Here is an 18,570-nt window from a genome sequence, read left to right on the forward strand (position 1 = left end):
CCAGCGCGCCGCCGGCCGCGAGCACGGTTCCGGCCGCCGCGCCCGCCCCGAGCGCGGGACCGCCAGAAACGATGCCGTTGGCGATGCCGGGACCGAAAATCGAAAGGCCGAGCAGCGACAGTGCGGCCAGCGCGATCGCCATGACCTGGTTGATGTCGGGCGCGACGCCGAGGCTGGCGTTGGTGAACTGGCTGAAGAGCGTCGTGCCGATGCCGGTGATGACGGCCAGGACCAGCACCTTGATGCCGGTCGAGACGACATGGCCCAAGACCTTCTCGGCCATGAACGCGGTCTTGTTGAAGAAGGCGAAGGGCAGCAGCACGAAGCCGGCGAGCGTCACCAGCTTGAACTCGATCAGCGTGATGAAGACCTGCACCGCGATGATGAAGAAGGCGAGCACGACGATGACCCAGGCGAGCAGCAACACGAGGATCAGCGCGAGGTTCGAGAAGACCGCCCAGAGGTTGGAAAATTGACCTGCGGCGTCGAGTAGCGGCCTGCCGGCTTCGAGGCCCTTCGCGGCGATCATGCCGGGTTTCATGAAATCGGAGATCGACATCGCCCCGCCGCTCGCCTTGAGGCCGAGCCCGGCGAACGACTGGAACACGATATTGGCGAGCGAGGAGAAGTTGCCGATGATGAAGGCGAAGGTGCCGATATAGAGCGTCTTCTTGATGAGGCGCTGAAGCACGTCCTCGTCCGCGCCCCAGGCCCAGAACAGCCCGGCGAGCGTCACGTCGATGGCGATCAAGGTCGTCGAGAGGAAGCTGACCTCGCCGCCGAGCAGGCCGAACCCGCTATCTATGTAGCCGGTGAAGACGCTGAGGAAGGTGTCGATGACCGATGTGTCGTTCATGGCGCGTCGCCTTTGGCGGGCGACGACGGGCCGCCGTCGCGCTCGGTGTCGGGGGCAGGCTCATCCTGTCGGAAGAAGCGGCGGCGGTTCTCGGCCCAGGCCGCCTCGCAGCCCGCGTCCGGCATGGTGAGCGTCGCGCATCGATCCAGCTCACGCGCGAGCCGGGCGCGGCCTTCGTCCGCCGCTACGGCGGCGCGCGGTGATGGAGGTGGTGCGCTCGGCCGGGTGGCGGCGACGATCGCCACCGTCATCATCAGCCCGGCCAGCGCCGACACCCCCGCGATCTTCGCCGTGCGCGACATGGGCGATCAGTTGCCCATGAAGCGGCGGAACCGCTCGCGGCCCTCCGCCTCCTCGGCGGCCTGGCGCGCGGATTGCAGCGCCTGTGCGCGGCCCTGCGCGGCGACCGCAGCGGTAAGGTCCGCGAGCTGCTGCGATTGCAGGGCGAGAAGCTGGTTGCCCGCCTGCGTCGCCTGAAGCGCGCCGGTCGCCGACTGGCTGGCCGAGACCAGACCGTCCATCGCCGTGCGCGCGCCGTCGATATTGCCGACGACGCCTGCCTGCACCTTCAGCGAGTCCTCGAACGCGCCGACGCTATCCTCCCACCGCGCATTCGCATTGGCGACCATCTGCGCCTGCGTGCCCGTCAGCGTCGCACCCTTGTAGCGGCTGCCGAACACCTGCTGGACGTTCTGCACGTCATAGGCGATGCGTTGCGCTTGCCCAAGAAGCTGCTGGGTGCGCTGCACCTGCTGCTGCAACTGCTGGAGCGAGCTGAACGGCAGCGAGGTCAGGTTGCGCGCCTCGTTGATGAGCGAGGTCGCCTGGTTCTGGATTTGCTGGATCTGGTTGTTGATCTGCTGGAGCGACCGGGCCGCCGTCAGCACGTTCTGCGCATAGTTGGTCGGGTCATAGACGATCCCGCCGAACTGCGCGTGCGCCGGTGTCGCGGCAGTGATGCCGATGGCGCTCGACGTCGCGATGGCGCCGGCCAGGATGGCACGGCGCAGGATAGTCGTCTTCATAGTGGTAACTCCTGCTGAGGTTGATGCGAGGGATCGGGAGGAAGAAGCTCGACGGCCCAGGCGCAGCCGCGATGGCGCAGCCATTCGGCCGCGAAGGCGGATTGCCCGTGGGCGTCGATCAATTCGGCGATGCGGAGCTGGTCGGTCTTTGACGACGCGGCGGCAAACGCCAGCGCCACCTCGCCCAGCCCCAGCTCGAAGAGCCGATTGCCGCGGCGTGACTGGCAGTAATAGTCGCGCTTGGGCGTCGCCCGGCTGAGGATTTCGATCTGCCGCGCGTTGAGCCCGAACCGCTCATAGATCGCCGCGATCTGCGGCTCGGCCGCGCGCTCGTTCGGCAGGAAGATGCGTGTCGGGCAGCTCTCGATGATGGCCGGCGCGATGCTCGACGTCTCGATGTCGGCGAGGCTCTGCGTGGCGAACACCACGCTGGCGTTCTTCTTCCGCAAGGTCTTGAGCCATTCGCGGAGCTGCGCGGCGAAATCCGGGCTGTCGAGGACCAGCCAACCCTCGTCGATGATGATGAGCGTCGGCGAGCCGTCCAAGCGGCCTTCGATCCGGTGGAACAGGTAGGACAGGACCGCCGCGGCCGAGCCGGCGCCGACCAGGCCCTCGGTCTCGAACGCCTGAACCGACGCCTCGCCGAGCCGTTCGGTCTCGGCGTCGAGCAGCCGGCCCCACGGCCCGCCGATACAATAGGAAGCGAGCGCCTGCTTGAGCTGCTGGCTCTGGAGCAGCACGGCCAACCCGGTCAGCGTGCGCTCGGGCGCCGGGGCGGACGCCAGCGATCCGAGCGCGGACCAGAGATGCTCCTTGGCCTGCGGATCGACCGCGACGCCTTCGGAGGCGAGGATCGCCGCCAGCCATTCAGCCGCCCAGGCGCGCTCGGCGGGATCGTCGATCGCTCCAAGCGGCTGAAGCTGGACGCCTGTCTCCGCTTCGTCGGCGAGCATCCCGCCGAGATCCTGCCAGTCGCCGCCCATGCCGAGCGCGGCGGCGCGGATGCTGCCGCCGAAATCGAAGGCGAAGACCTGAGCACTCTCGTAGCGGCGGAACTGCATCGCCATGAGCGCGAGCAGCACCGACTTGCCGGCGCCGGTCGGGCCGACGATCAGCGTATGGCCGACATCGCCGACGTGAAGGGAAAACCGGAACGGGGTCGAGCCTTCGGTCCTGCCATAAAGCAAGGGGGGTTGTCCGAAGTGCTCGTCCCGTTCCGGCCCCGCCCATACCGCTGACAGGGGGATCAGGTGGGCGAGATTGAGCGTGGAAACCGGGGGCTGACGAACATTTGCGTAGGTGTGGCCGGGAAGGCTCCCCAACCATGCCTCGATCGCGTTCATGCCCTCGGGGATGACCGTGAAGTCGCGGCCCTGGATGACCTTCTCGACCAGCCGCAGCTTCTCGGCGGCTATGGCCGGATCGCGGTCCCACACCGTCACGGTCGCGGTGACATAGGCCATGCCTGCATAGTCGGCGCCCAGCTCCTGCAGGGCGGTGTCGGCGTCGGCGGCCTTGTTCGAGGCGTCGCTGTCGAGCAGCGTTGATGCCTCGTTGGTCATCACCTCTTTCAGGATCGCGGCGACGCTCTTGCGCTTGGCGAACCACTGGCGACGGATCCGGGTGAGCAGCTTGGTCGCGTCGGTCTTGTCGAGCATGATCGCGCGGGTGGACCAGCGATACTCGAAGGCGAGCCGGTTCAGCTCGTCGAGCAGTCCGGGGAACGTGACGGACGGGAAGCCGACGATGGTCAGCGTGCGGAGATGATGGTCGCCCAGCTTCGGTTCGAGACCGCCGGTCAGCGGCTCGTCAGCCAGCAGCGCGTCGAGATGCATGGGCGTCTCAGGAACGCGGACGCGCTGACGGCGGGTCGAGATCGTGCTGTGCAGATAGGTCAGCGTCTCTTGCGTCTGGAGCCAGCGGACTTCGGGCACGAAACCTTCGACCAGGTTCAGCACGCGGTCGCTGCGATCGGTGAAACCCTTGAGCAGCTCCCAAGGGTCGACACCGGATGTTGAACGGCCCTCGTAGAGCCAGCCTTCGGCGCGCGCGGCTTCCTCGGCCGGCGGCATCCACAGCAGCGTCAGATAATAGGCACTCTCGAAGTGTGCCCCTTCCTCGCGGAACTGTTCGCGGCGCTCCATATCGACCAGCGCCGAGACCGGATCGGGGAACGTGGATTCGGGATAGTCGAGCGCGGGCGTGCGCTGCGCCTCGACGAAGATCGCCCAGCCCGAACCGAGCCGGCGCAGCGAATTGTTGAGCCGCGCCGTCGTCGCGACCAGCTCGGCCGGCGTGGCGCTATCGAGATCGGGGCCGCGGAAACGCGCCGTGCGTTGAAAGCTGCCGTCCTTGTTGAGCACGACGCCTTCGCCGACCAGCGCGGCCCAGGGCAGGAAGTCGGCAAGGTGCGCCGCGTGCCCGCGGTATTCGCGAAGGCTCATCATGACCGCATCCAGCTCGGGTAACGGAGGTGGCGGCGGGCCACGTCCACGAATTGCGGGTCACGGCGCGCGGCCCAGACGGAGAGCGCATGGCCGATGGCCCAGATGACGAGGCCGGCGATCCAGAGGCGCAGGCCAAGGCCGATCGCGCCCGCCAACGTCCCGTTGACGATGGCGAGCGACCGGGGGGCGCCGCCGAGCAGGATCGGCTCAGTCAGCGCCCGGTGGACGGGGGCGTAGAAGCCCGCGATCGGTTCGCCATATTCGGCTGCGCCCGTCATGCGATCAGCGCCCCGCCGCCGAAGCTGAAGAAGGACAGGAAGAAGCTCGACGCAGCGAATGCGATGCTCAGCCCGAACACGATCTGGATCAGCCGGCGGAAGCCGCCCGACGTGTCGCCGAAGGCCAGCGTCAGGCCGGTCACGATGATGATGATGACCGCGACGATCTTGGCCACCGGCCCCTCGATGCTTTCGAGGATCGACTGGAGCGGCGCTTCCCATGGCATCGACGATCCACCCGCATGGGCCGGGACGGCGAAGGTCAGCGCGATCACGCTGGCGGTGGCGGCAAGCATGGCGCGACGTGCGCCATGCCGGATGGCATGGATCATGGCAGGTCTCCCGGTTGGGTGTTGGAAAGCGGTGTGAGCCGGTAATCGCCGGTCGCAGGGTCGAGCCCTTCGACACGGGCCAGCTCGGCGAGGCGGCGGCCGTGCCCGTCGCGGACCAGCACGGCGATCAGGTCGATGGTCTCGGCGAGCAGCGCGCGCGGGACCGTGATGACGGCCTCCTGGATGAGCTGCTCCATGCGGCGCAGCGCGCCGAGCGCCGTCCCGGCGTGGATCGTGCCGATGCCGCCGGGATGGCCGGTGCCCCAGGCTTTGAGGAGGTCGAGCGCTTCGGCGCCGCGCACCTCGCCGATCGGGATACGGTCGGGGCGCAGGCGCAGCGAGGACCGCACAAGATCGGACAGCGAGATGACGCCATCCTTGGTCCGCATGGCGACCAGATTGGGCGCGGCGCATTGCAGCTCGCGCGTGTCTTCTATGAGGACGATGCGGTCGGTGGTCTTGGCGACTTCGGCCAGGAGCGCGTTGACCAGCGTGGTCTTGCCGCTGCCGGTGCCGCCTGCGACGAGGATGTTGGCGCGGGTCTCGACGCCGTGCCGTAGCGCCTCGGCCTGGCGCCCTGACATGATCCCCGCCGCCGCATAGTCGTCGAGCGTGAACACAGCGACGGCGGGCTTGCGGATCGCAAAGGCCGGCGCGGCGACCACGGGCGGCAACAGCCCCTCGAACCGCTCGCCGCCTTCGGGCAGCTCCGCCGAGACGCGCGGAGACTTCGCGTGAACCTCGACGCCGACATGGTGTGCGACGAGACGAACGATGCGCTCGCCGTCCGCTGCCACCAGCGTCATGCCGGTGTCGCTGATGCCCTCACCGAGCCGATCGACCCACAGCCGGCCGTCCGGGTTCAGCATAACCTCGATGACGGCGGGGTCTTCGAGCCAGGCCGCGATCGAGGCCCCGAGCGCGGTGCGCAGCATCCGCGCGCCGCGGGATTTCGCTTCGGATCGGATCGGGTGGACGGTCAAGACTTGGCCCCTGCAATGGACCGGGCGAACCGCCGCCCGGCGTCAGGAGCACATCAAGAGAGCCAGAAATTTATCCGCCGCAACAGCTAGTTGAAGGCGTAGTAGAGGCGGCGGCATATACTTGCAGGATGCGGATCGGCCGACCGGCATCCCGCCCGCCGAGACCATGATTATTCCGAATCGGGCGACTGCTTCGGCCAGACGTCCTCGGGGATCTCATCCATCAGGCTCTTGCCGCTCGCGTAGCGGCGGCCGAGTGTTTCTACGAACCCCTCATAGCGCTTGCGCCCCTTGACCTGGGCCGCGGCCTGCTCGTCGTCGGGAAGCGGCGGCGTTACGGCCAGCCAGAAGCGGACGAATAGCGTCAGCGCCTCGGTCGTCAGGCCCGTATTGCGCTCAAGCCGTTGAACCTGTCGCGACAGGCGGTCAAGCCGCCGCGCGAACGCGGCCTCCATCCGATCGGCGCCGTCCGGCGACAGATAGGAGGCGACCGCCGCCTCCACGATCGCCGAACGAGAGATGCGCCGACGGATGGCCAGCTCGTCGACCTGTTTGGCGAGCGCCGGCGGGAAATAGACATTGAGGCGGGTGCGCATCACGGACTCCTACAGATCGATCCCGTCGCCGGGGTCGAGCGACGCCTGCCGCGCGAGCCCCTGCATCCGGCGCCTCACGGCGGCCTGCCGCGCCGCGTCCTCGGGTTCGTCGTCGACGATCGCGAACTCCTGTGCGGGCGGCGCCGTCGTCTCCGGCGCGATGGCGACATGCTCGGGCAGCTCGGGCTCCCGGCGCAGCCCGCCATTGGCGGCGTCCTCCTGCGCACGAACGATCCGCGCCACATCGGCGGGATCGGCGGCGGCCGCGCGGCCGGTCCAGTCGTCAGGCCGGGCCGCGACCGCGGCCGGCTCGGGCGCGGCCATGATCCGCTCGGCGAAACGCGGATCGCGGAAGTAGCGCGCCTTCTTCGCGCGGATCGGATGAACGCCCGCCACCATCACGATCTCGTCGTCGGGCGGGAGCTGCATCACCTCGCCCGGCGTGAGGAGCTGCCGGGCGGTCTCGGACCGCGACACCATCAAATGTCCGAGCCAAGGCGAGAGACGGTGCCCGGCATAGTTCTTCATCGCGCGCATCTCGGTCGCGGTGCCGAGCGCGTCCGACACGCGCTTGGCGGTCCGCTCGTCGTTGGTGGCGAAGCTCACGCGCACATGGCAGTTGTCGAGGATCGCGTTGTTGGGGCCGTAAGCCTTTTCGATCTGATTGAGCGACTGTGCGATGAGGAACGCCTTCAGCCCGTAGCCCGCCATGAACGCCAGCGCGGACTCGAAGAAGTCGAGCCGGCCGAGCGCCGGAAACTCGTCGAGCATCAGCAGCACGCGATGCCGGTCGCCCTTCGGCGTCAGCTCCTCGGTCAGCCTCCGTCCGATCTGGTTGAGGATGAGGCGGATCAGCGGCTTGGTCCGCGAGATGTCGCTGGGCGGCACGACGAGGTAGAGCGTCGCCGGCCGGTCGCCCTCGACCAGATCCGATATGCGCCACTGACAGGCCCGCGTGACCTGCGCGACGACCGGATCGCGGTAAAGGCCGAGGAACGACATGGCGGTGCTGAGCACGCCCGATCGCTCGTTATCGGATTTGTTCAGCAGCTCGCGCGCGGCCGAGGCGACCACGGGATGCACGCCGGCCTTGCCCAGGTGCGGCGTCGCCATCATCGCGGCCAGTGTCTGCTCGATCGTGCGCGACGGATCGGACAGGAATCCCGCAACGCCGGCCAGCGTCTTGTCGGGCTCGGCGTAGAGGACGTGGAGGATCGCGCCGACCAGCAGCGAGTGAGAGGTTTTCTCCCAATGATTGCGACGCTCGAGACTGCCTTCGGGATCGACCAGCACGTCGGCGACATTCTGCACGTCGCGCACTTCCCACTGGCCGCGCCGCACCTCCAGCAGCGGGTTGTAGGCGGCCGACGCGGCGTTGGTCGGATCGAACAGCAGCACCCGGCCATGCCGCGCGCGGAAGCCCGCGGTGAGCTGCCAGTTCTCGCCCTTGATGTCGTGGACGATCGCCGATGCCGGCCAGGCCAGCAGCGACGGCACGACCAGGCCCACGCCCTTGCCGCTCCTCGTCGGCGCGAAGCACAGCACATGCTCGGGGCCGTCGTGGCGAAGATAGTCGCGCGCGAGCTTGCCGAGCACCACGCCGTTTGGTCCGAGCAGGCCGGCGGCGCGAACCTCCCGCTCGGTCGCCCAACGCGCCGACCCGTAGGTCTCGGCGTTCTTCAGCTCGCGGGCACGCCATACCGACATGCCGATGGCGACGGCGATCGACACGAACCCGCCCGACGCCGCGATATAGGCGCCCGTCAGGAAGATGCCGGGCGCATAGGCGTCGAACGAAAACCACCACCAGAAGAAGGCAGGCGGCGGATAGATGCGCCACTCGCCAAGCATGAACCACGGCGGACCAAGCTCGGGCTGATAGGCGAGCGCGGCGGCGGTCCACTGCGTCGCGCCCCAGACCGCGGAAAGCACGATCAGGAACACGATGATGATCTGGCCCCACAAAATCTTGGTCGCGGACATGAGTTCACTCCTGAATTAGAGGCCGAGGCCGCGCTTGCGGCCCAGCGCCCAGTCGATGCCGCCGCCTGCGCGGACGACGCCGGACACCTGCCGGCCGAGTTGCTGTTCGAGGGTGCTGGCCCAAGGCACGAGCTGGAAACCGAGGCCGTCGTCGATCATGGCGAAGCGGCCGGACGTGAGCGCGAGGCGCTGGCGCACGACGCCTGCGATCTTCTCGCCGGTGGCAGCCGGGCGATAGGCAAGCCCGGTCTCGCCCGCGATCTTCGCGCCGACGGAATCCAGCTCGCGCTTGCGGAGCCTGTCGAGCATCCCGCGCTCGAACACCGTGCGTTCGCCGAAGCGGCGCGCCAGCCCCTCGCGAACGAGATGATCAGTGCGCGCGTCCATCGCCCGGCGCACCTCGGCGCCGAACCCGCCGTCCGCGACGCCGGCGCCGCGCTCGATCAGGCGATGGTCGAGCCAGGTCGCGCCGGGCGCCTTGATCTGCGCGGGCAAGTCGAGATCTGATCGCGTGGCGAGGATGAGCGCCGGCTTCTCGTCGCCGGGCCTGCCGACGCCGCGCAGCTCGACGATGCCGCCGAGCGCCGGGCTATGCTCCAGCGCTTCGAGACCCGGCAGGCGGACGTGATGGGTGCGGCCGTCCGTGCCGTCGATGACGGCATAGGCCGTCCCGGTCAGTTCGTCGTGCAGTCCTTTGTCGATCAGCCGGCCAGCGATCGGCTTCTCGGGAGCGCCGCTGACGACGGCATAGCTGTCGAGCGGCCGATCCTGTCCGCGCTCTTTGAGCGCCGCGCCGATCGTGCGGATGATGTCGCCGCGTGACCCCAACTCGCGCAGCTTCGCCTGCGCGCCTGTCGCAACCGCCCATTGACCCGGCTCACCCTCGGCCGCCAGCCCCATCGTCTCCAGATGCTGCAACCGCCCGATCATCAGCCGGCGGAGTCGCGGATCGTCCGGGCCGGGCCGCTCGGGGCGCAGGTCGATCACGCCCAGCTCGTCGGCGGCGCGCCCGATCTCCCCGTCGAGCCGGGTCCAGCGCTCGGCCGTCACCTCGCGGTCGAGCGCGCGCTGGACTTCGTGCTCGGGTTTCGGCCCTAGCTCCGCGAACGCCAACTCCTCGGCGCGCGAGCGCAGGCCGTGGCCGATATAGTCGCGCGCCATCACGAGATCGGCGCCGGTGTCGGTGACACCGCGCACGAGCAGATGGACGTGCGGATTGTCGGTGTTCCAGTGATCGACCGCGATCCATTCCAGGCGTGTGCCGAGGTCGGCTTCCATCTGGCGGACGAGATCGCGGGTGTATTCGCGCAGGTCGGAAAGATCGGCGGCATCCTCGGGCGAAACGATGATGCGGAAATGATGCCGGTCGTCCTTGCATCGCTCCGCGAAACCGCGATCGTCGGCACGATCCCCGTCGGCGTCGAACATGCGCGCGGGCGAGCCGTCGCGGGTGACGCCCTCGCGCTTCAGATAGGCGATGTGCGCGGACAGCGGCGCCATGCGCCGGCCGCCGACGCGGTGGCGGACGGGCAGCGCCTTGACCAGCACGCGCCGGCCCGATCCGAACAGGCGGCTCCGCGCGAACGATGTGCGCCCGCGCCCGAAGCTCGATTGCCCCCGCGAGCGCGATCCGCCCCACCCGGCGCGCTTGCCGCCGCCGCTGCGGGCGGCGACGCGCAGCACCTCGGCCACCAGGCCGCGCGCATTGCGGCCCTGCGCCTTGCTGCGCTTGGCCTTGCCTGGCCGGATGCGGAAATCGCTGTCCTCGCTCATGGCCGGGCCGTTTTCCGCCGAAAACGGCCTGTGGTGCCGTTCGAGGCGCTGTTTTTGCTCGCTTTTTTCTTCCGCGCGGCACGCGCGCCGACCGACGCCCCCACGTTAGCCATAAGAAAAGCCTCGGCTTTTCGGCAAAACGGGGTGCGGCTTGTATCTTGCCCTCGTCTGTCCCGGCCGTTTTCTCCCTCCCCAGCCTCACTTCTGCTTCGGATGGTCGAGGGTTGCGCGATGCCGATCATTGCGATCGGCCCGCGCGAGCGCGGGAGACGAACAGCGTGTCGGCCTGCCTCTCCGTTGGCGATGCAATGGCGTTATCCTCGCCGGGTGCTGGTCGGCCCGGCGGTGCTGGCGCTGCACCAGTCGCGCTCCCCGGTTGCACAGGAACCGCATCCGAATCCGCGCTCGCCGTGCGCACGAACAGCGCGGCGCGGCGCCAGGCGAATGGATCGGGCGAAGCGCTCACCGCCGTTTCAACTGCGTCCGACGTGCCGACAATCGACGTCAGTTTTGCGAGATAGGCGCGCGTCTCGGCGGGCAGCGGACGGCCGCGCGACAGGTAATCTTCGTAGCGTCCCGGCCCCGCGTTGTATGCCGCCAGCATCGCCGTCGCGCTGCCATAGCGGTCGAACATCGCGCGCAGATAGGCCGCGCCCGCCATGATGTTGTCGCGCACGTCATAGGGATCGCTCCCGAGACCGTGGCGGGCGCGAAGATTGGCCCAGGTCGCGGGCATGATCTGCATCAGGCCCATCGCCCCGGCCGACGAAACGGCGCGGGCATCGCCGTTGCTCTCGACGCGCATCACCGCCCAAATCCACGCCTCGGGGATGCCGAACCGGCGCGCCGCGTCGGCGACATGCTCGGCATAGGGATGACGCGCCACGGCTCGATCCGTCGCCGCGTCCTGCGCCGACGCCGCCATTGGGACAGCCCCGGCCGAAAGCAGACCGAGGGCGAGCGCCACCGCCGATCCGGCTCCGCACCGCCGCCAGCCTGCCAGCGTGCTCGCTGCGGTAAAGGGTACGCGCGGCGCGCCGGCCTTCGGCCGCCCTTGACCTTCGCTGCGCGCCCCGGCCGGCCTACGCCCGAGCGGGACGAAGGGATGAGACGGCTTTCCCGCGAACAAAGGGATGATGGAGAAGCGCACGATCTCAGTCCTGCTCGCGCGGCTTCTGGGGCCGGTTCCAGCGCAGCGACCATGCCGATTTGTCATTGGTGTTCTGGAACAGCGCGGCGCGGATCGGCTGCGCGAAGGTGGGATCGTCGATGCGCAGCGAGACGTAATCCCCGGCGCGTTCGCCGCTCTCGTTCCAGCCCGCGCCGATCTCCGGTCCGTCGCCGTCATCGCCGCGATGGACGCGCCAGTCCGGCGCCTTCTCGGCATCGCTCGGCTCGGCCGGAACGATGGAGATGCGGATGTCGAGCATCGCGCTTTCGAGGATGCCTTCAAAGCCATTGGCGGTGCGGATGAAGCTGCCGATCTGCATGGGAATCTCCTTTGGGTTGGCAGGGAAAAATCGGGTCAGCGCCAGGTGAGCGGCGCGTCGGGGGTCTGGCGGGTGAGGATCGGGATCGCGCGGCCGAGCACGGCGGACGCGCGGAGCGGCCCGAAATAGCGGCCGTCCAGGCTGTCGGGATGATCGGGATTGAGCAGCAGCAGCTCGCCCGCCGCGAGCGTGCGGCAGCCCTGCCAGACCGGCAGCGGACGGCCGATCCGGTCGCGCATCAGCGCGACAGCGACGGGCCGTCCCTCGACGCTCACCGCGACACCGATCCGGCACACATGCTGCCCGGCCTTGGCGGCGACGTGCTTCAACAGCGGCACGTTCCTGCCGAGATAGCCGCGCTCGGCCATCCAGCGGCCAAGCCGCTCGGGCGGCTCGACCGCGACCAACGCGCCGCGCGGCGGATCGCGGTCCGGCTCGATCCGATAGAGGCCGAGCGGCGCGCTCGCGCTGGCGTTCCAGACGACGCGCGGCAGCGGATCGGTGATCGCGATGACCGCGAACGCGCCAGCGAAAGCCGACGCGGTGATCGCTGTCGCGCGGACGTAGAAGCGGCGGGTCATCCTTCGATCTCCCGGCGCTTGAGCCAGGCGCGATGTCGCTCCAACGTGTAGAGTCGCGGCTGATGTCCGGCGGCGATGCGGTTGTGGACGTGGCGCCAATGATCGGGTGCGGCGTCGCACGGATCGACACCGGCCGCTTCGGTCGCGTCGATCGCGGCCAGCACCTGTTGGACCTTGGGCCAGCCCTCGATCTTGAGCAGGATGTCGCCGCCCGGCCGCACGAACGGCAGCGTCGTGAACGGCTCACCGGCTGCGACCGCGCGCACCACGTCGATGCGCGAGATGATCGTGCCGTAGTCGTTCGACGCCCAGCGGACGAACGCGAACACGGCGCCCGGCCGGAAGCTGACGATGCGGCGGCGGCGATCGACGATCTCGTCCTTGGCGATGCGGCCGAACCTGATCCAGTGCTCGACCCGCTTCTCGATCCAGGTCAGTTCGACGCGGGTTAGGCCGTCGCCGGTGGCGGTCGGCAGGCGCATAGGTGACGGCGGCATGATCATCGCCGGCTCCGGGCGATGGCCGAGTCGGCGCGCGGCATGAGGTCGTCCTGCCCCGGATCGGAGGTCGAATGCTTGATGCCGATGTCGGCCCAGGCGCGCAGGTCATCGACCGAATAGACGACGCGGCCGCCGATCCGGCGGTAGGCCGGGCCGGTCCCGAAATAGCGGTGCTTCTCCAGCGTTCGGCCCGAGAGGCCGAGAAAGCGCGCGGCTTCCGGCGTGCGCAGGAAGCGGGGCGGCAGGTTGGTGGGCGTATCGGACAAGTGACGGCTCCTGCGGGCAGTGGCGGCAGGAGGCGTAAATGACAGGCCGGACGCGGCCGGGTGGGGTATGAAGATGTGCGGCTGCACGGATCTGACCACCCCCTGCGAGGGCGCCACCGGGGCGGACGGATCAGCGAATGCGGAGCAGTTTGCGGTAGTCGCCGTTCATCATCGCGATGCCGTCGCGGACCAGGCGCACGACGAACGACCGCGAAGCGGACATCTTCCAATCGCTGGCGGACAATCTGGTCGCGTCATCACGTCCGAGCTCGACCGCGATCTGGCGATAGGTCGCCCCGCCATCGCGCAGGTCGAGCGCGCGGAGCATCAGGTCGAGCCGCGCCAGCCGGTAGGCGGTGAGCGGCCAGCCGCGCGGCAACGGCCCCGCCGCACGCCCGAACAGGCGGCGGTGGAAGCGCAGCAGGCTCGCGATGCGCGTGATGAAATCCTTGTCGAGCGGGATGACGGCGGCGAGCGGGCGACCGGGCTCCGGATCGCGCAGCCAAAGCCGATGCTCGCCGGCAGCGTCAGAGACGATGACATGGCGCCCTTCGATACCGGCCACGTCGGCGAACAGCGCGCCGAGCGCGCGCGGATCGACCGGCGCGGCACGCTCGAATCCATCCGGGGCGGCGTCGAGAATGACCGTGACGGCGGTCAGTTCCGGCCGCCAGACGACCGGCTCTGAAAGATCATCCGGCGCCGTGGCGAAAGGACAACCCCCAGCGCCGCGCGAATGCCGCCTCGGCGGCATCCTTCGCGACGGCGCCGCTGGCGATGCGCTTCTGCATCTGCGCATGTTCGGCGCGATAAGTGGGGTTTCGCCGTAGAAACTCGGCGGCGATTTCAGCGCGCCCGCTTGCATCGGACAAGCCGCCGATGCGTTGCTGGCGCCGTCCCGGCGGCATCGGCATTGCATCCTCCCAGCCGCGCATTGCGCGAATTTCGGGAGGGACAACATTGCCGCGCAGGAAGCGTCGCAATAGCGCGAAGGTTGCGCTCAACCATGCTCGGAAGGCTGCGGCGCGAACCACGAGGAAGCGCCAAAATGGATGAAATCTTAACGCTTTAGGGACGCTCGCAACCGAGCAGATGGGCGTAGCCAACTTCGGTCATCCACCGCGCTCGCGCGAGATGGCTGGCGTGCATGGTCTTCGCCCTATGCGGTTCGGCGGCGGCGTCGATGCCGAGAATAAGGGCGGCGACCTCGCGCCAGTCGGCGCCCTCCTCGGCCGCGTCGAGCAAGCGCAGATAGTCCGCCAAATGGCTTTCGTCATAGGCGGTGAGCTGCGATACATCCGGCGCGCGATCTGCGAAATGGCTGGTGCTCATGGCGCCCCCGACATGATCCTCATTAACGAACCTAGACCAAATACATGCGCCGGCTATGTGCAAGTCTCGCATCGTTCGTTGCACCTGTTGCAGCGACAAGCGCCGCCAGACCGGCGATACACCTTATAGGAGATAAACCGGATAGTGTGTATCGTCCAGTTTGCCGCGCATGGATATGCGCCGCCTCGTGGGATTGAACTTCGCCAGATTGAGGAAGGAGAAGGGCTTTACCCAGGAGCGCTTTGCCGAGACATCGGGCTTTACTCAACAATATGTAAGCGATCTGGAGCGCGGGCGACGCAATCCCACGGTCGTCACCCTGTTTCATCTGGCATCGGCGCTTGGCGTTACACCGGCCGAACTTGTCGCCGAAACCGACTTGCCTGGGGGCGACTAACCTCTCCTGAGAAGCGAGCTGGGCGCCAGCCCGGCGAGCGCGCCATTGCGGCCGCGCGGACCTTGGGACGCGCGGCCGCCGCCGATCCGGTGCAGCGGATCGGCGCGAAACGGGAAAGGCCGCAGGGCCGGAAACTCGGCCCTGCGGTGGCGAATGCTCAAGCGGCTTTGAGGCGCTGCATCCCCTCGGCCAGCGTCCACAGCGCACGGTTGAGCGTCACATTCTGGTCGATGCCGTTGATCGCGCGGGTCTGACTGCGCCGGATGCGGCCCTCGGCATTGCGCTTGCGGCCATGCAGCCCGCCGCGAACGACATTCTCCTGAATGACGTTGAACGTGGTCCAGAGACTCCGGTCCACATCCTCGCGGCGGCGCGGCTCGATGATCTGGTCGGGCCGCACCGGACTTTCATCGTCGCCGTAGCGGGCGACAAGGCTCACCTCGCCAAGCAAGCGCTGTTCGTCGGGGGAAAGCTGAATCCCCTTCATGGTTTCGCTGGCGTCGATCAGCCGGGGAAAGTCCTCGGCGACGGTGTAAACGCCCTCGATAATGTCATGCTCGATATTCCCCTTGTGCGGAACGCGGACCTCCTCGAACCGCTCGCCTGCAATCATGCTGTTGGTGCAGACGAACCGCAGCATCCCGGCGAACATCTGGTAAGCGCTGGTCCCGTCATGGCTGTTGACGATGATGACTTCGGCGGCCTCGGGCTTACCGATCCCGTCATCGCGGCGCAGGCGCAGCATGTGCTTGGCGTGGCCGTGGCGGCTGCCGTCGCGAGGAACGGACTGCACGGCGAAGAACGGAAACCATCCTTCCCGGCGCAACCCCTCCACGATGTCGATGGTGGGAACATAGACGTAGCGATCAGAACGGCTGTCGTGCGCCTCGCGGGCAAAGATGGACGGGACATGGCGATAGAGCGCCTCGTTATCGAGCGCCTCATGGCCGCTGATCTGGTGGGCGTTGCGGCCGAACCGGGTGGCGAGTTGATGGTACATGGCTGAACTCCTTGGGCTTGGGTTTCCGCGCAGCGGAGCGCCGCGCTGAAACCCTGCCCGTCGGCGAGACCGGGGGTGCAACCGGAGTGGGCGGCTTCGCGGGGAACCGGCTGCACGGAATGGCGAAGCCGTGGAGGAAGCTGGGCGGAAGCCGCTCCGAAGGGCGCTGGGGGCAGCGCCCCAAGCACTGCGGCGCCAAGTGGCGCCGCACGACAAATGCGCCTAAGCGGGATCAGTCCGCGTAGAAGCTGCTGAGCGACACGAACGAACAGGGCTACACCTGCTCACCTCGAGCCACCGGGCAGATCGGGCGGAAGGCGTTCACATAGCCCGTCTAGATGAACGCGCTCAAGCAGAGCGGCAGCGCGCGCCTGTCGATGCACATGCGTGGCCGAGGAAAAGGAATAGTCGTGGGGAATGGTGAACGGGAGTGCGAGGACGAGTTGCTCGCGCTGGAGCGAGCACGCGATGAAAGACGCTGACGCGGCAGTCCGCAACCCTATCCCGGCCTTCGCTGCTGGCGGCGTGATTGGCACGCTCGGCGGGCTCATCGGTCTCGGTGGGGCTGAGTTCCGGCTGCCCCTGCTGGTGGGGCTGTTCGGCTTTCCGGCGCTCGAAGCGGTCATCCTGAACAAGGCGATGAGCCTGATAGTTGTGGCGACGGCGCTTCCGTTCCGCACCGGCACCGTGCCGTTCGCCGAAATCGCCACGCACTGGCCGGTCATCGTCAACCTGCTCGCTGGCAGCATCGCAGGCGCCTGGTTCGGGGCGGGTTGGGCGATCGGGCTCAAGCCCGAAACGCTGCACCGGATCATCGGTGTTCTGCTGGTCCTGATCGCGTTGGCGCTGGCATTCGGTCACGGCCTCACCGGCGGCCATGCGCTGGTGGCGAACGACTTAGTGCGGATCGCAGCCGGCATCCTGGCCGGGTTCGCGATCGGCATCGTCGCTGCTTTGCTCGGGGTCGCTGGCGGCGAGTTGCTGATTCCGACTCTGATCCTGTTGTTCGGGCTCGATGTGAAGCTCGCCGGCAGCCTGTCGCTCGCGATCAGCCTGCCCACGATGATCGCCGGGTTCGCGCGCTATAGCCGCGACCGTAGCTTCGCCGTGATCGGCCGGTATCGCATGTTCGTCATCGTCATGGCGCTCGGCTCGATTCTCGGCGCTTTCATCGGGGGGCGGCTTCTCGGGATCGTGCCTGAAGCCGTGCTGATGCCACTGCTGGCGACGATCCTCATCTTGTCCGCCGCCAAGATGCTTCTCCACCGTCGGCACTGATCCGTCCCTCTCTGGCGGCGAGCCGCCGAGAGGGAAACGCCCCGCCGGAGGGCGGGGCGTCGCGTCGCTCAGCGCGACCAGATGAGTGCATATTCGCCGGCGGTGTCGGTCTCGCTCAGGGTGGCGTAGATCGGCGCCGGGAAGCTCGGATCGTCCAGCTTGATCGAGATGTAATCGCGGTTCTCGCGGCTGGTCTTCTTCCATCCCGCGCCGCATTCGACCGAGCCGACCGCGAGGCGGTAATCGGGCGCCTTGTCGCTTTCCTTGTCGATCGGCCGGAGGGTCGCCTTGGCGTTGAGGGTCAAGGTCTTGACGGTTCCGGTGAAGGAGCCGTTGCTTGCCTGGGTGAAGGTGCCGATGGTGGCCATGTCGTAGTTCCTTTCGCTTTCGGGCCACGACCGCCGCGGCCTCGATGGCGATCGGTGAAGCGGGGATGATCGGACGCGCACCGCTTGCGGCCAGAGCGCAGCGGAGATAGAGCGGCGGTCCCGCAGGGAGGCGCCAAACCGCCTTTCAAATGCTGAACGCCATCAGTGAAGCAACGATGATGAATCGGCATCGCTTCATGCAGCCCTTGCTCTTTCCGGAGTAAATGAGGCTGCTATTTTGGGCCGATGTCTTTCAAGCGATTCACCGCCGAACTGCCGACCCAACTTGCTGCGAGGGTCGATGCAATCGCCGCCTGCAACGGCATGACACGCGATGAAGCCGTGCAGCAGGCATTGCAAACATGGCTGCTGCACGATGAAGAGGAGAGGCACCGCATGACATGGGAAGGACTGGACGACGTCGATGCGGGCCGCGTGGTCTCCCACGACGCCATCCAAGAGCATGTCGGCGCTTTGCTACATGGACGATCCTCGGGCCGAGGGCCGGTGTAATGAAGCGCCGGGCCAAGCGCCGGTTGCCGCGCGGGTGGGCGAAGGGGCTGACGTTCCCGCCGGATGAGCCGAAAAATCCGCCGCTGCGTCGCCGGAAGGATGATGGTCCGATCGTCGTGACCGACGACTGGCCCGAAGAGATTCCGATCGGTGACGACGAACTGCGGGTCATCGAACGCTACATGCGAAGCGAGCTGGACGATCTGTTCGGGCCGCTGCCCTAAGGTGCACAACCTTGCAGTTTTGCGCGTCATCGACTGACATGCAGTCATTGACTTATGGAGGTCAGCATGGCGGTGATAACGATCCGAAACATCGACGACGCGATCGAGAAGCGGCTGCGCGTGCGCGCCGCGATCAACGGCCACTCTATGGAGGACGAAGCGCGCGACATCTTGCGCTCAGCGCTTTCGACCGATGATCCGCGCCCCCGCAATCTCGCGCAAGCGATCCATCGGCGCTTCGGTCCGCTCGGCGGTGTCGAGCTTCCCGAGACGCCCCGCGAGGCCATCCAGCGGCCGGTGAACTTTGGCGAATGATCGTCCCCGGCATCAACGTCATCTCCGAGCTGA

At 67.8% G+C, this 18,570-nt stretch carries 25 protein-coding genes; 5 read left to right on the forward strand and 20 right to left on the reverse strand.

The genetic code is table 11. The features are described from left to right. From trbL to Q0D44_RS02485, 18 genes are all read right to left on the reverse strand, one after another. A partial coding sequence (gene trbL, locus Q0D44_RS02400; RefSeq protein WP_294131853.1) for a P-type conjugative transfer protein TrbL occupies positions 1 to 856 on the reverse strand: 856 nt, incomplete at its 3' end. Further along, a complete protein-coding gene (trbK-alt, locus tag Q0D44_RS02405; RefSeq protein WP_230188845.1) occupies positions 853 to 1,158 on the reverse strand; it encodes a putative entry exclusion protein TrbK-alt in 306 nt (101 codons plus the stop codon). The genes trbL and trbK-alt, both read right to left, overlap by 4 nt. A gap of 6 nt (positions 1,159 to 1,164) precedes the next feature. Continuing rightward, positions 1,165 to 1,881, reverse strand: a complete 717-nt coding sequence (trbJ, locus tag Q0D44_RS02410) for a P-type conjugative transfer protein TrbJ (protein WP_230188844.1) — start codon at positions 1,879 to 1,881, stop codon at positions 1,165 to 1,167. Continuing rightward, on the reverse strand, positions 1,878 to 4,328 hold the full coding sequence (trbE, locus tag Q0D44_RS02415) for a conjugal transfer protein TrbE (protein ID WP_230188843.1): 2,451 nt from the start codon (positions 4,326 to 4,328) through the stop codon (positions 1,878 to 1,880). The genes trbJ and trbE overlap by 4 nt, the downstream gene beginning before the upstream one ends. Continuing rightward, entirely contained in the window at positions 4,325 to 4,606 is a 282-nt protein-coding gene (locus Q0D44_RS02420) for a VirB3 family type IV secretion system protein (RefSeq protein ID WP_230188842.1), read from the reverse strand. The genes trbE and Q0D44_RS02420 overlap by 4 nt, the downstream gene beginning before the upstream one ends. Then, positions 4,603 to 4,902 carry a TrbC/VirB2 family protein gene (locus Q0D44_RS02425; RefSeq protein WP_230188857.1) on the reverse strand — a complete coding sequence of 100 codons (300 nt, stop codon included), beginning with the start codon at positions 4,900 to 4,902 and terminating at the stop codon, positions 4,603 to 4,605. Before Q0D44_RS02425 ends, Q0D44_RS02420 begins: the two co-directional genes overlap by 4 nt. 32 nt (positions 4,903 to 4,934) lie before the next feature. Next, complete coding sequence (trbB, locus tag Q0D44_RS02430) at positions 4,935 to 5,921, reverse strand: P-type conjugative transfer ATPase TrbB (protein WP_230188841.1); 987 nt, start codon at positions 5,919 to 5,921, stop codon at positions 4,935 to 4,937. Positions 5,922 to 6,091: 170 nt separating this feature from the next. Beyond that, entirely contained in the window at positions 6,092 to 6,517 is a 426-nt protein-coding gene (locus tag Q0D44_RS02435) for a CopG family transcriptional regulator (RefSeq protein ID WP_230188840.1), read from the reverse strand. A 9-nt stretch (positions 6,518 to 6,526) separates the two neighbouring features. Next, the gene (locus tag Q0D44_RS02440; RefSeq protein ID WP_230188839.1) at positions 6,527 to 8,500 is read right to left on the reverse strand and encodes a conjugal transfer protein TraG; all 1,974 of its coding nucleotides are present in this window, start codon (positions 8,498 to 8,500) and stop codon (positions 6,527 to 6,529) included. A gap of 15 nt (positions 8,501 to 8,515) precedes the next feature. Beyond that, positions 8,516 to 10,273, reverse strand: coding sequence for a DUF3363 domain-containing protein (locus Q0D44_RS02445; RefSeq protein ID WP_230188838.1), 1,758 nt, complete (start codon positions 10,271 to 10,273; stop codon positions 8,516 to 8,518). A gap of 238 nt (positions 10,274 to 10,511) precedes the next feature. Continuing rightward, the gene (locus Q0D44_RS02450; RefSeq protein WP_294131857.1) at positions 10,512 to 11,240 is read right to left on the reverse strand and encodes a lytic transglycosylase domain-containing protein; all 729 of its coding nucleotides are present in this window, start codon (positions 11,238 to 11,240) and stop codon (positions 10,512 to 10,514) included. Between the two features lie 187 nt (positions 11,241 to 11,427). Continuing rightward, positions 11,428 to 11,763, reverse strand: a complete 336-nt coding sequence (locus tag Q0D44_RS02455; RefSeq protein WP_230188836.1) for a DUF736 domain-containing protein — start codon at positions 11,761 to 11,763, stop codon at positions 11,428 to 11,430. Positions 11,764 to 11,798: 35 nt separating this feature from the next. Further along, on the reverse strand, positions 11,799 to 12,344 hold the full coding sequence (locus Q0D44_RS02460; protein ID WP_230188835.1) for a S26 family signal peptidase: 546 nt from the start codon (positions 12,342 to 12,344) through the stop codon (positions 11,799 to 11,801). Then, complete coding sequence (locus Q0D44_RS02465; RefSeq protein ID WP_230188834.1) at positions 12,341 to 12,847, reverse strand: DUF2840 domain-containing protein; 507 nt, start codon at positions 12,845 to 12,847, stop codon at positions 12,341 to 12,343. Before Q0D44_RS02465 ends, Q0D44_RS02460 begins: the two co-directional genes overlap by 4 nt. Further along, positions 12,844 to 13,110: a helix-turn-helix domain-containing protein gene (locus Q0D44_RS02470; protein WP_015459426.1), complete on the reverse strand. Its 267-nt coding sequence runs from the start codon at positions 13,108 to 13,110 to the stop codon at positions 12,844 to 12,846. The genes Q0D44_RS02465 and Q0D44_RS02470 overlap by 4 nt, the downstream gene beginning before the upstream one ends. Before the next feature lie 130 nt (positions 13,111 to 13,240). After that, the gene (locus Q0D44_RS02475; protein WP_230188833.1) at positions 13,241 to 13,864 is read right to left on the reverse strand and encodes a DUF2285 domain-containing protein; all 624 of its coding nucleotides are present in this window, start codon (positions 13,862 to 13,864) and stop codon (positions 13,241 to 13,243) included. Next, positions 13,803 to 14,114, reverse strand: coding sequence for a DUF6499 domain-containing protein (locus Q0D44_RS02480; RefSeq protein WP_294131860.1), 312 nt, complete (start codon positions 14,112 to 14,114; stop codon positions 13,803 to 13,805). The genes Q0D44_RS02475 and Q0D44_RS02480 overlap by 62 nt, the downstream gene beginning before the upstream one ends. Positions 14,115 to 14,178: 64 nt before the next feature. After that, positions 14,179 to 14,442: a DUF2285 domain-containing protein gene (locus tag Q0D44_RS02485; RefSeq protein WP_230188831.1), complete on the reverse strand. Its 264-nt coding sequence runs from the start codon at positions 14,440 to 14,442 to the stop codon at positions 14,179 to 14,181. Positions 14,443 to 14,611: 169 nt separating this feature from the next. On the opposite strand from Q0D44_RS02485, the gene Q0D44_RS02490 reads away from it, so the two are divergent. Then, positions 14,612 to 14,839 carry a helix-turn-helix transcriptional regulator gene (locus Q0D44_RS02490; protein WP_230188830.1) on the forward strand — a complete coding sequence of 76 codons (228 nt, stop codon included), beginning with the start codon at positions 14,612 to 14,614 and terminating at the stop codon, positions 14,837 to 14,839. Between the two features lie 157 nt (positions 14,840 to 14,996). Here the strand turns inward: Q0D44_RS02490 and Q0D44_RS02495 are convergent, their stop codons facing one another. Further along, positions 14,997 to 15,839, reverse strand: coding sequence for a DUF932 domain-containing protein (locus tag Q0D44_RS02495; RefSeq protein WP_230188829.1), 843 nt, complete (start codon positions 15,837 to 15,839; stop codon positions 14,997 to 14,999). 468 nt (positions 15,840 to 16,307) lie between these two features. On the opposite strand from Q0D44_RS02495, the gene Q0D44_RS02500 reads away from it, so the two are divergent. Further along, positions 16,308 to 17,117: a sulfite exporter TauE/SafE family protein gene (locus Q0D44_RS02500; RefSeq protein ID WP_294018311.1), complete on the forward strand. Its 810-nt coding sequence runs from the start codon at positions 16,308 to 16,310 to the stop codon at positions 17,115 to 17,117. Positions 17,118 to 17,185: 68 nt separating this feature from the next. Here the strand turns inward: Q0D44_RS02500 and Q0D44_RS02505 are convergent, their stop codons facing one another. Further along, complete coding sequence (locus tag Q0D44_RS02505; protein ID WP_230188826.1) at positions 17,186 to 17,485, reverse strand: DUF736 domain-containing protein; 300 nt, start codon at positions 17,483 to 17,485, stop codon at positions 17,186 to 17,188. A 246-nt stretch (positions 17,486 to 17,731) separates the two neighbouring features. On the opposite strand from Q0D44_RS02505, the gene Q0D44_RS02510 reads away from it, so the two are divergent. The 3 genes from Q0D44_RS02510 to Q0D44_RS02520 all read left to right on the forward strand — a co-directional run bounded on the left by Q0D44_RS02510 (position 17,732) and on the right by Q0D44_RS02520 (position 18,537). After that, positions 17,732 to 17,998, forward strand: coding sequence for a ribbon-helix-helix domain-containing protein (locus Q0D44_RS02510; RefSeq protein WP_230188821.1), 267 nt, complete (start codon positions 17,732 to 17,734; stop codon positions 17,996 to 17,998). Beyond that, positions 17,998 to 18,222, forward strand: a complete 225-nt coding sequence (locus Q0D44_RS02515) for a hypothetical protein (RefSeq protein ID WP_230188820.1) — start codon at positions 17,998 to 18,000, stop codon at positions 18,220 to 18,222. The genes Q0D44_RS02510 and Q0D44_RS02515 overlap by 1 nt, the downstream gene beginning before the upstream one ends. Positions 18,223 to 18,288: 66 nt before the next feature. Further along, positions 18,289 to 18,537: a hypothetical protein gene (locus Q0D44_RS02520; protein WP_230188819.1), complete on the forward strand. Its 249-nt coding sequence runs from the start codon at positions 18,289 to 18,291 to the stop codon at positions 18,535 to 18,537. Positions 18,538 to 18,570 lie beyond the last annotated feature (33 nt).

Origin of the sequence: Sphingobium sp. (genome assembly GCA_023266575.1) — a bacterium.
GTDB lineage: Bacteria > Pseudomonadota > Alphaproteobacteria > Sphingomonadales > Sphingomonadaceae > Sphingobium.

Bases quoted from the DNA above. Each gene is read 5' to 3' on its own strand.
- Q0D44_RS02460 (WP_230188835.1), bottom strand. From the start codon at position 12,344: ATGACCCGCCGCTTCTACGTCCGCGCGACAGCGATCACCGCGTCGGCT.
- Q0D44_RS02420 (WP_230188842.1), bottom strand. From the start codon at position 4,606: ATGACGGGCGCAGCCGAATATGGCGAACCGATCGCGGGCTTCTACGCC.
- Q0D44_RS02510 (WP_230188821.1), top strand. From the start codon at position 17,732: ATGTCTTTCAAGCGATTCACCGCCGAACTGCCGACCCAACTTGCTGCG.
- Q0D44_RS02490 (WP_230188830.1), top strand. From the start codon at position 14,612: ATGGATATGCGCCGCCTCGTGGGATTGAACTTCGCCAGATTGAGGAAG.
- Q0D44_RS02475 (WP_230188833.1), bottom strand. From the start codon at position 13,864: ATGCCGCCGAGGCGGCATTCGCGCGGCGCTGGGGGTTGTCCTTTCGCC.
- Q0D44_RS02485 (WP_230188831.1), bottom strand. From the start codon at position 14,442: ATGAGCACCAGCCATTTCGCAGATCGCGCGCCGGATGTATCGCAGCTC.
- trbE (WP_230188843.1), bottom strand. From the start codon at position 4,328: ATGATGAGCCTTCGCGAATACCGCGGGCACGCGGCGCACCTTGCCGAC.
- trbK-alt (WP_230188845.1), bottom strand. From the start codon at position 1,158: ATGTCGCGCACGGCGAAGATCGCGGGGGTGTCGGCGCTGGCCGGGCTG.
- Q0D44_RS02505 (WP_230188826.1), bottom strand. From the start codon at position 17,485: ATGGCCACCATCGGCACCTTCACCCAGGCAAGCAACGGCTCCTTCACC.
- Q0D44_RS02495 (WP_230188829.1), bottom strand. From the start codon at position 15,839: ATGTACCATCAACTCGCCACCCGGTTCGGCCGCAACGCCCACCAGATC.
- Q0D44_RS02455 (WP_230188836.1), bottom strand. From the start codon at position 11,763: ATGCAGATCGGCAGCTTCATCCGCACCGCCAATGGCTTTGAAGGCATC.
- Q0D44_RS02435 (WP_230188840.1), bottom strand. From the start codon at position 6,517: ATGCGCACCCGCCTCAATGTCTATTTCCCGCCGGCGCTCGCCAAACAG.
- Q0D44_RS02445 (WP_230188838.1), bottom strand. From the start codon at position 10,273: ATGAGCGAGGACAGCGATTTCCGCATCCGGCCAGGCAAGGCCAAGCGC.
- Q0D44_RS02515 (WP_230188820.1), top strand. From the start codon at position 17,998: ATGAAGCGCCGGGCCAAGCGCCGGTTGCCGCGCGGGTGGGCGAAGGGG.
- Q0D44_RS02520 (WP_230188819.1), top strand. From the start codon at position 18,289: ATGGCGGTGATAACGATCCGAAACATCGACGACGCGATCGAGAAGCGG.
- Q0D44_RS02465 (WP_230188834.1), bottom strand. From the start codon at position 12,847: ATGATCATGCCGCCGTCACCTATGCGCCTGCCGACCGCCACCGGCGAC.
- Q0D44_RS02425 (WP_230188857.1), bottom strand. From the start codon at position 4,902: ATGCTTGCCGCCACCGCCAGCGTGATCGCGCTGACCTTCGCCGTCCCG.
- Q0D44_RS02440 (WP_230188839.1), bottom strand. From the start codon at position 8,500: ATGTCCGCGACCAAGATTTTGTGGGGCCAGATCATCATCGTGTTCCTG.
- Q0D44_RS02500 (WP_294018311.1), top strand. From the start codon at position 16,308: ATGAAAGACGCTGACGCGGCAGTCCGCAACCCTATCCCGGCCTTCGCT.
- trbJ (WP_230188844.1), bottom strand. From the start codon at position 1,881: ATGAAGACGACTATCCTGCGCCGTGCCATCCTGGCCGGCGCCATCGCG.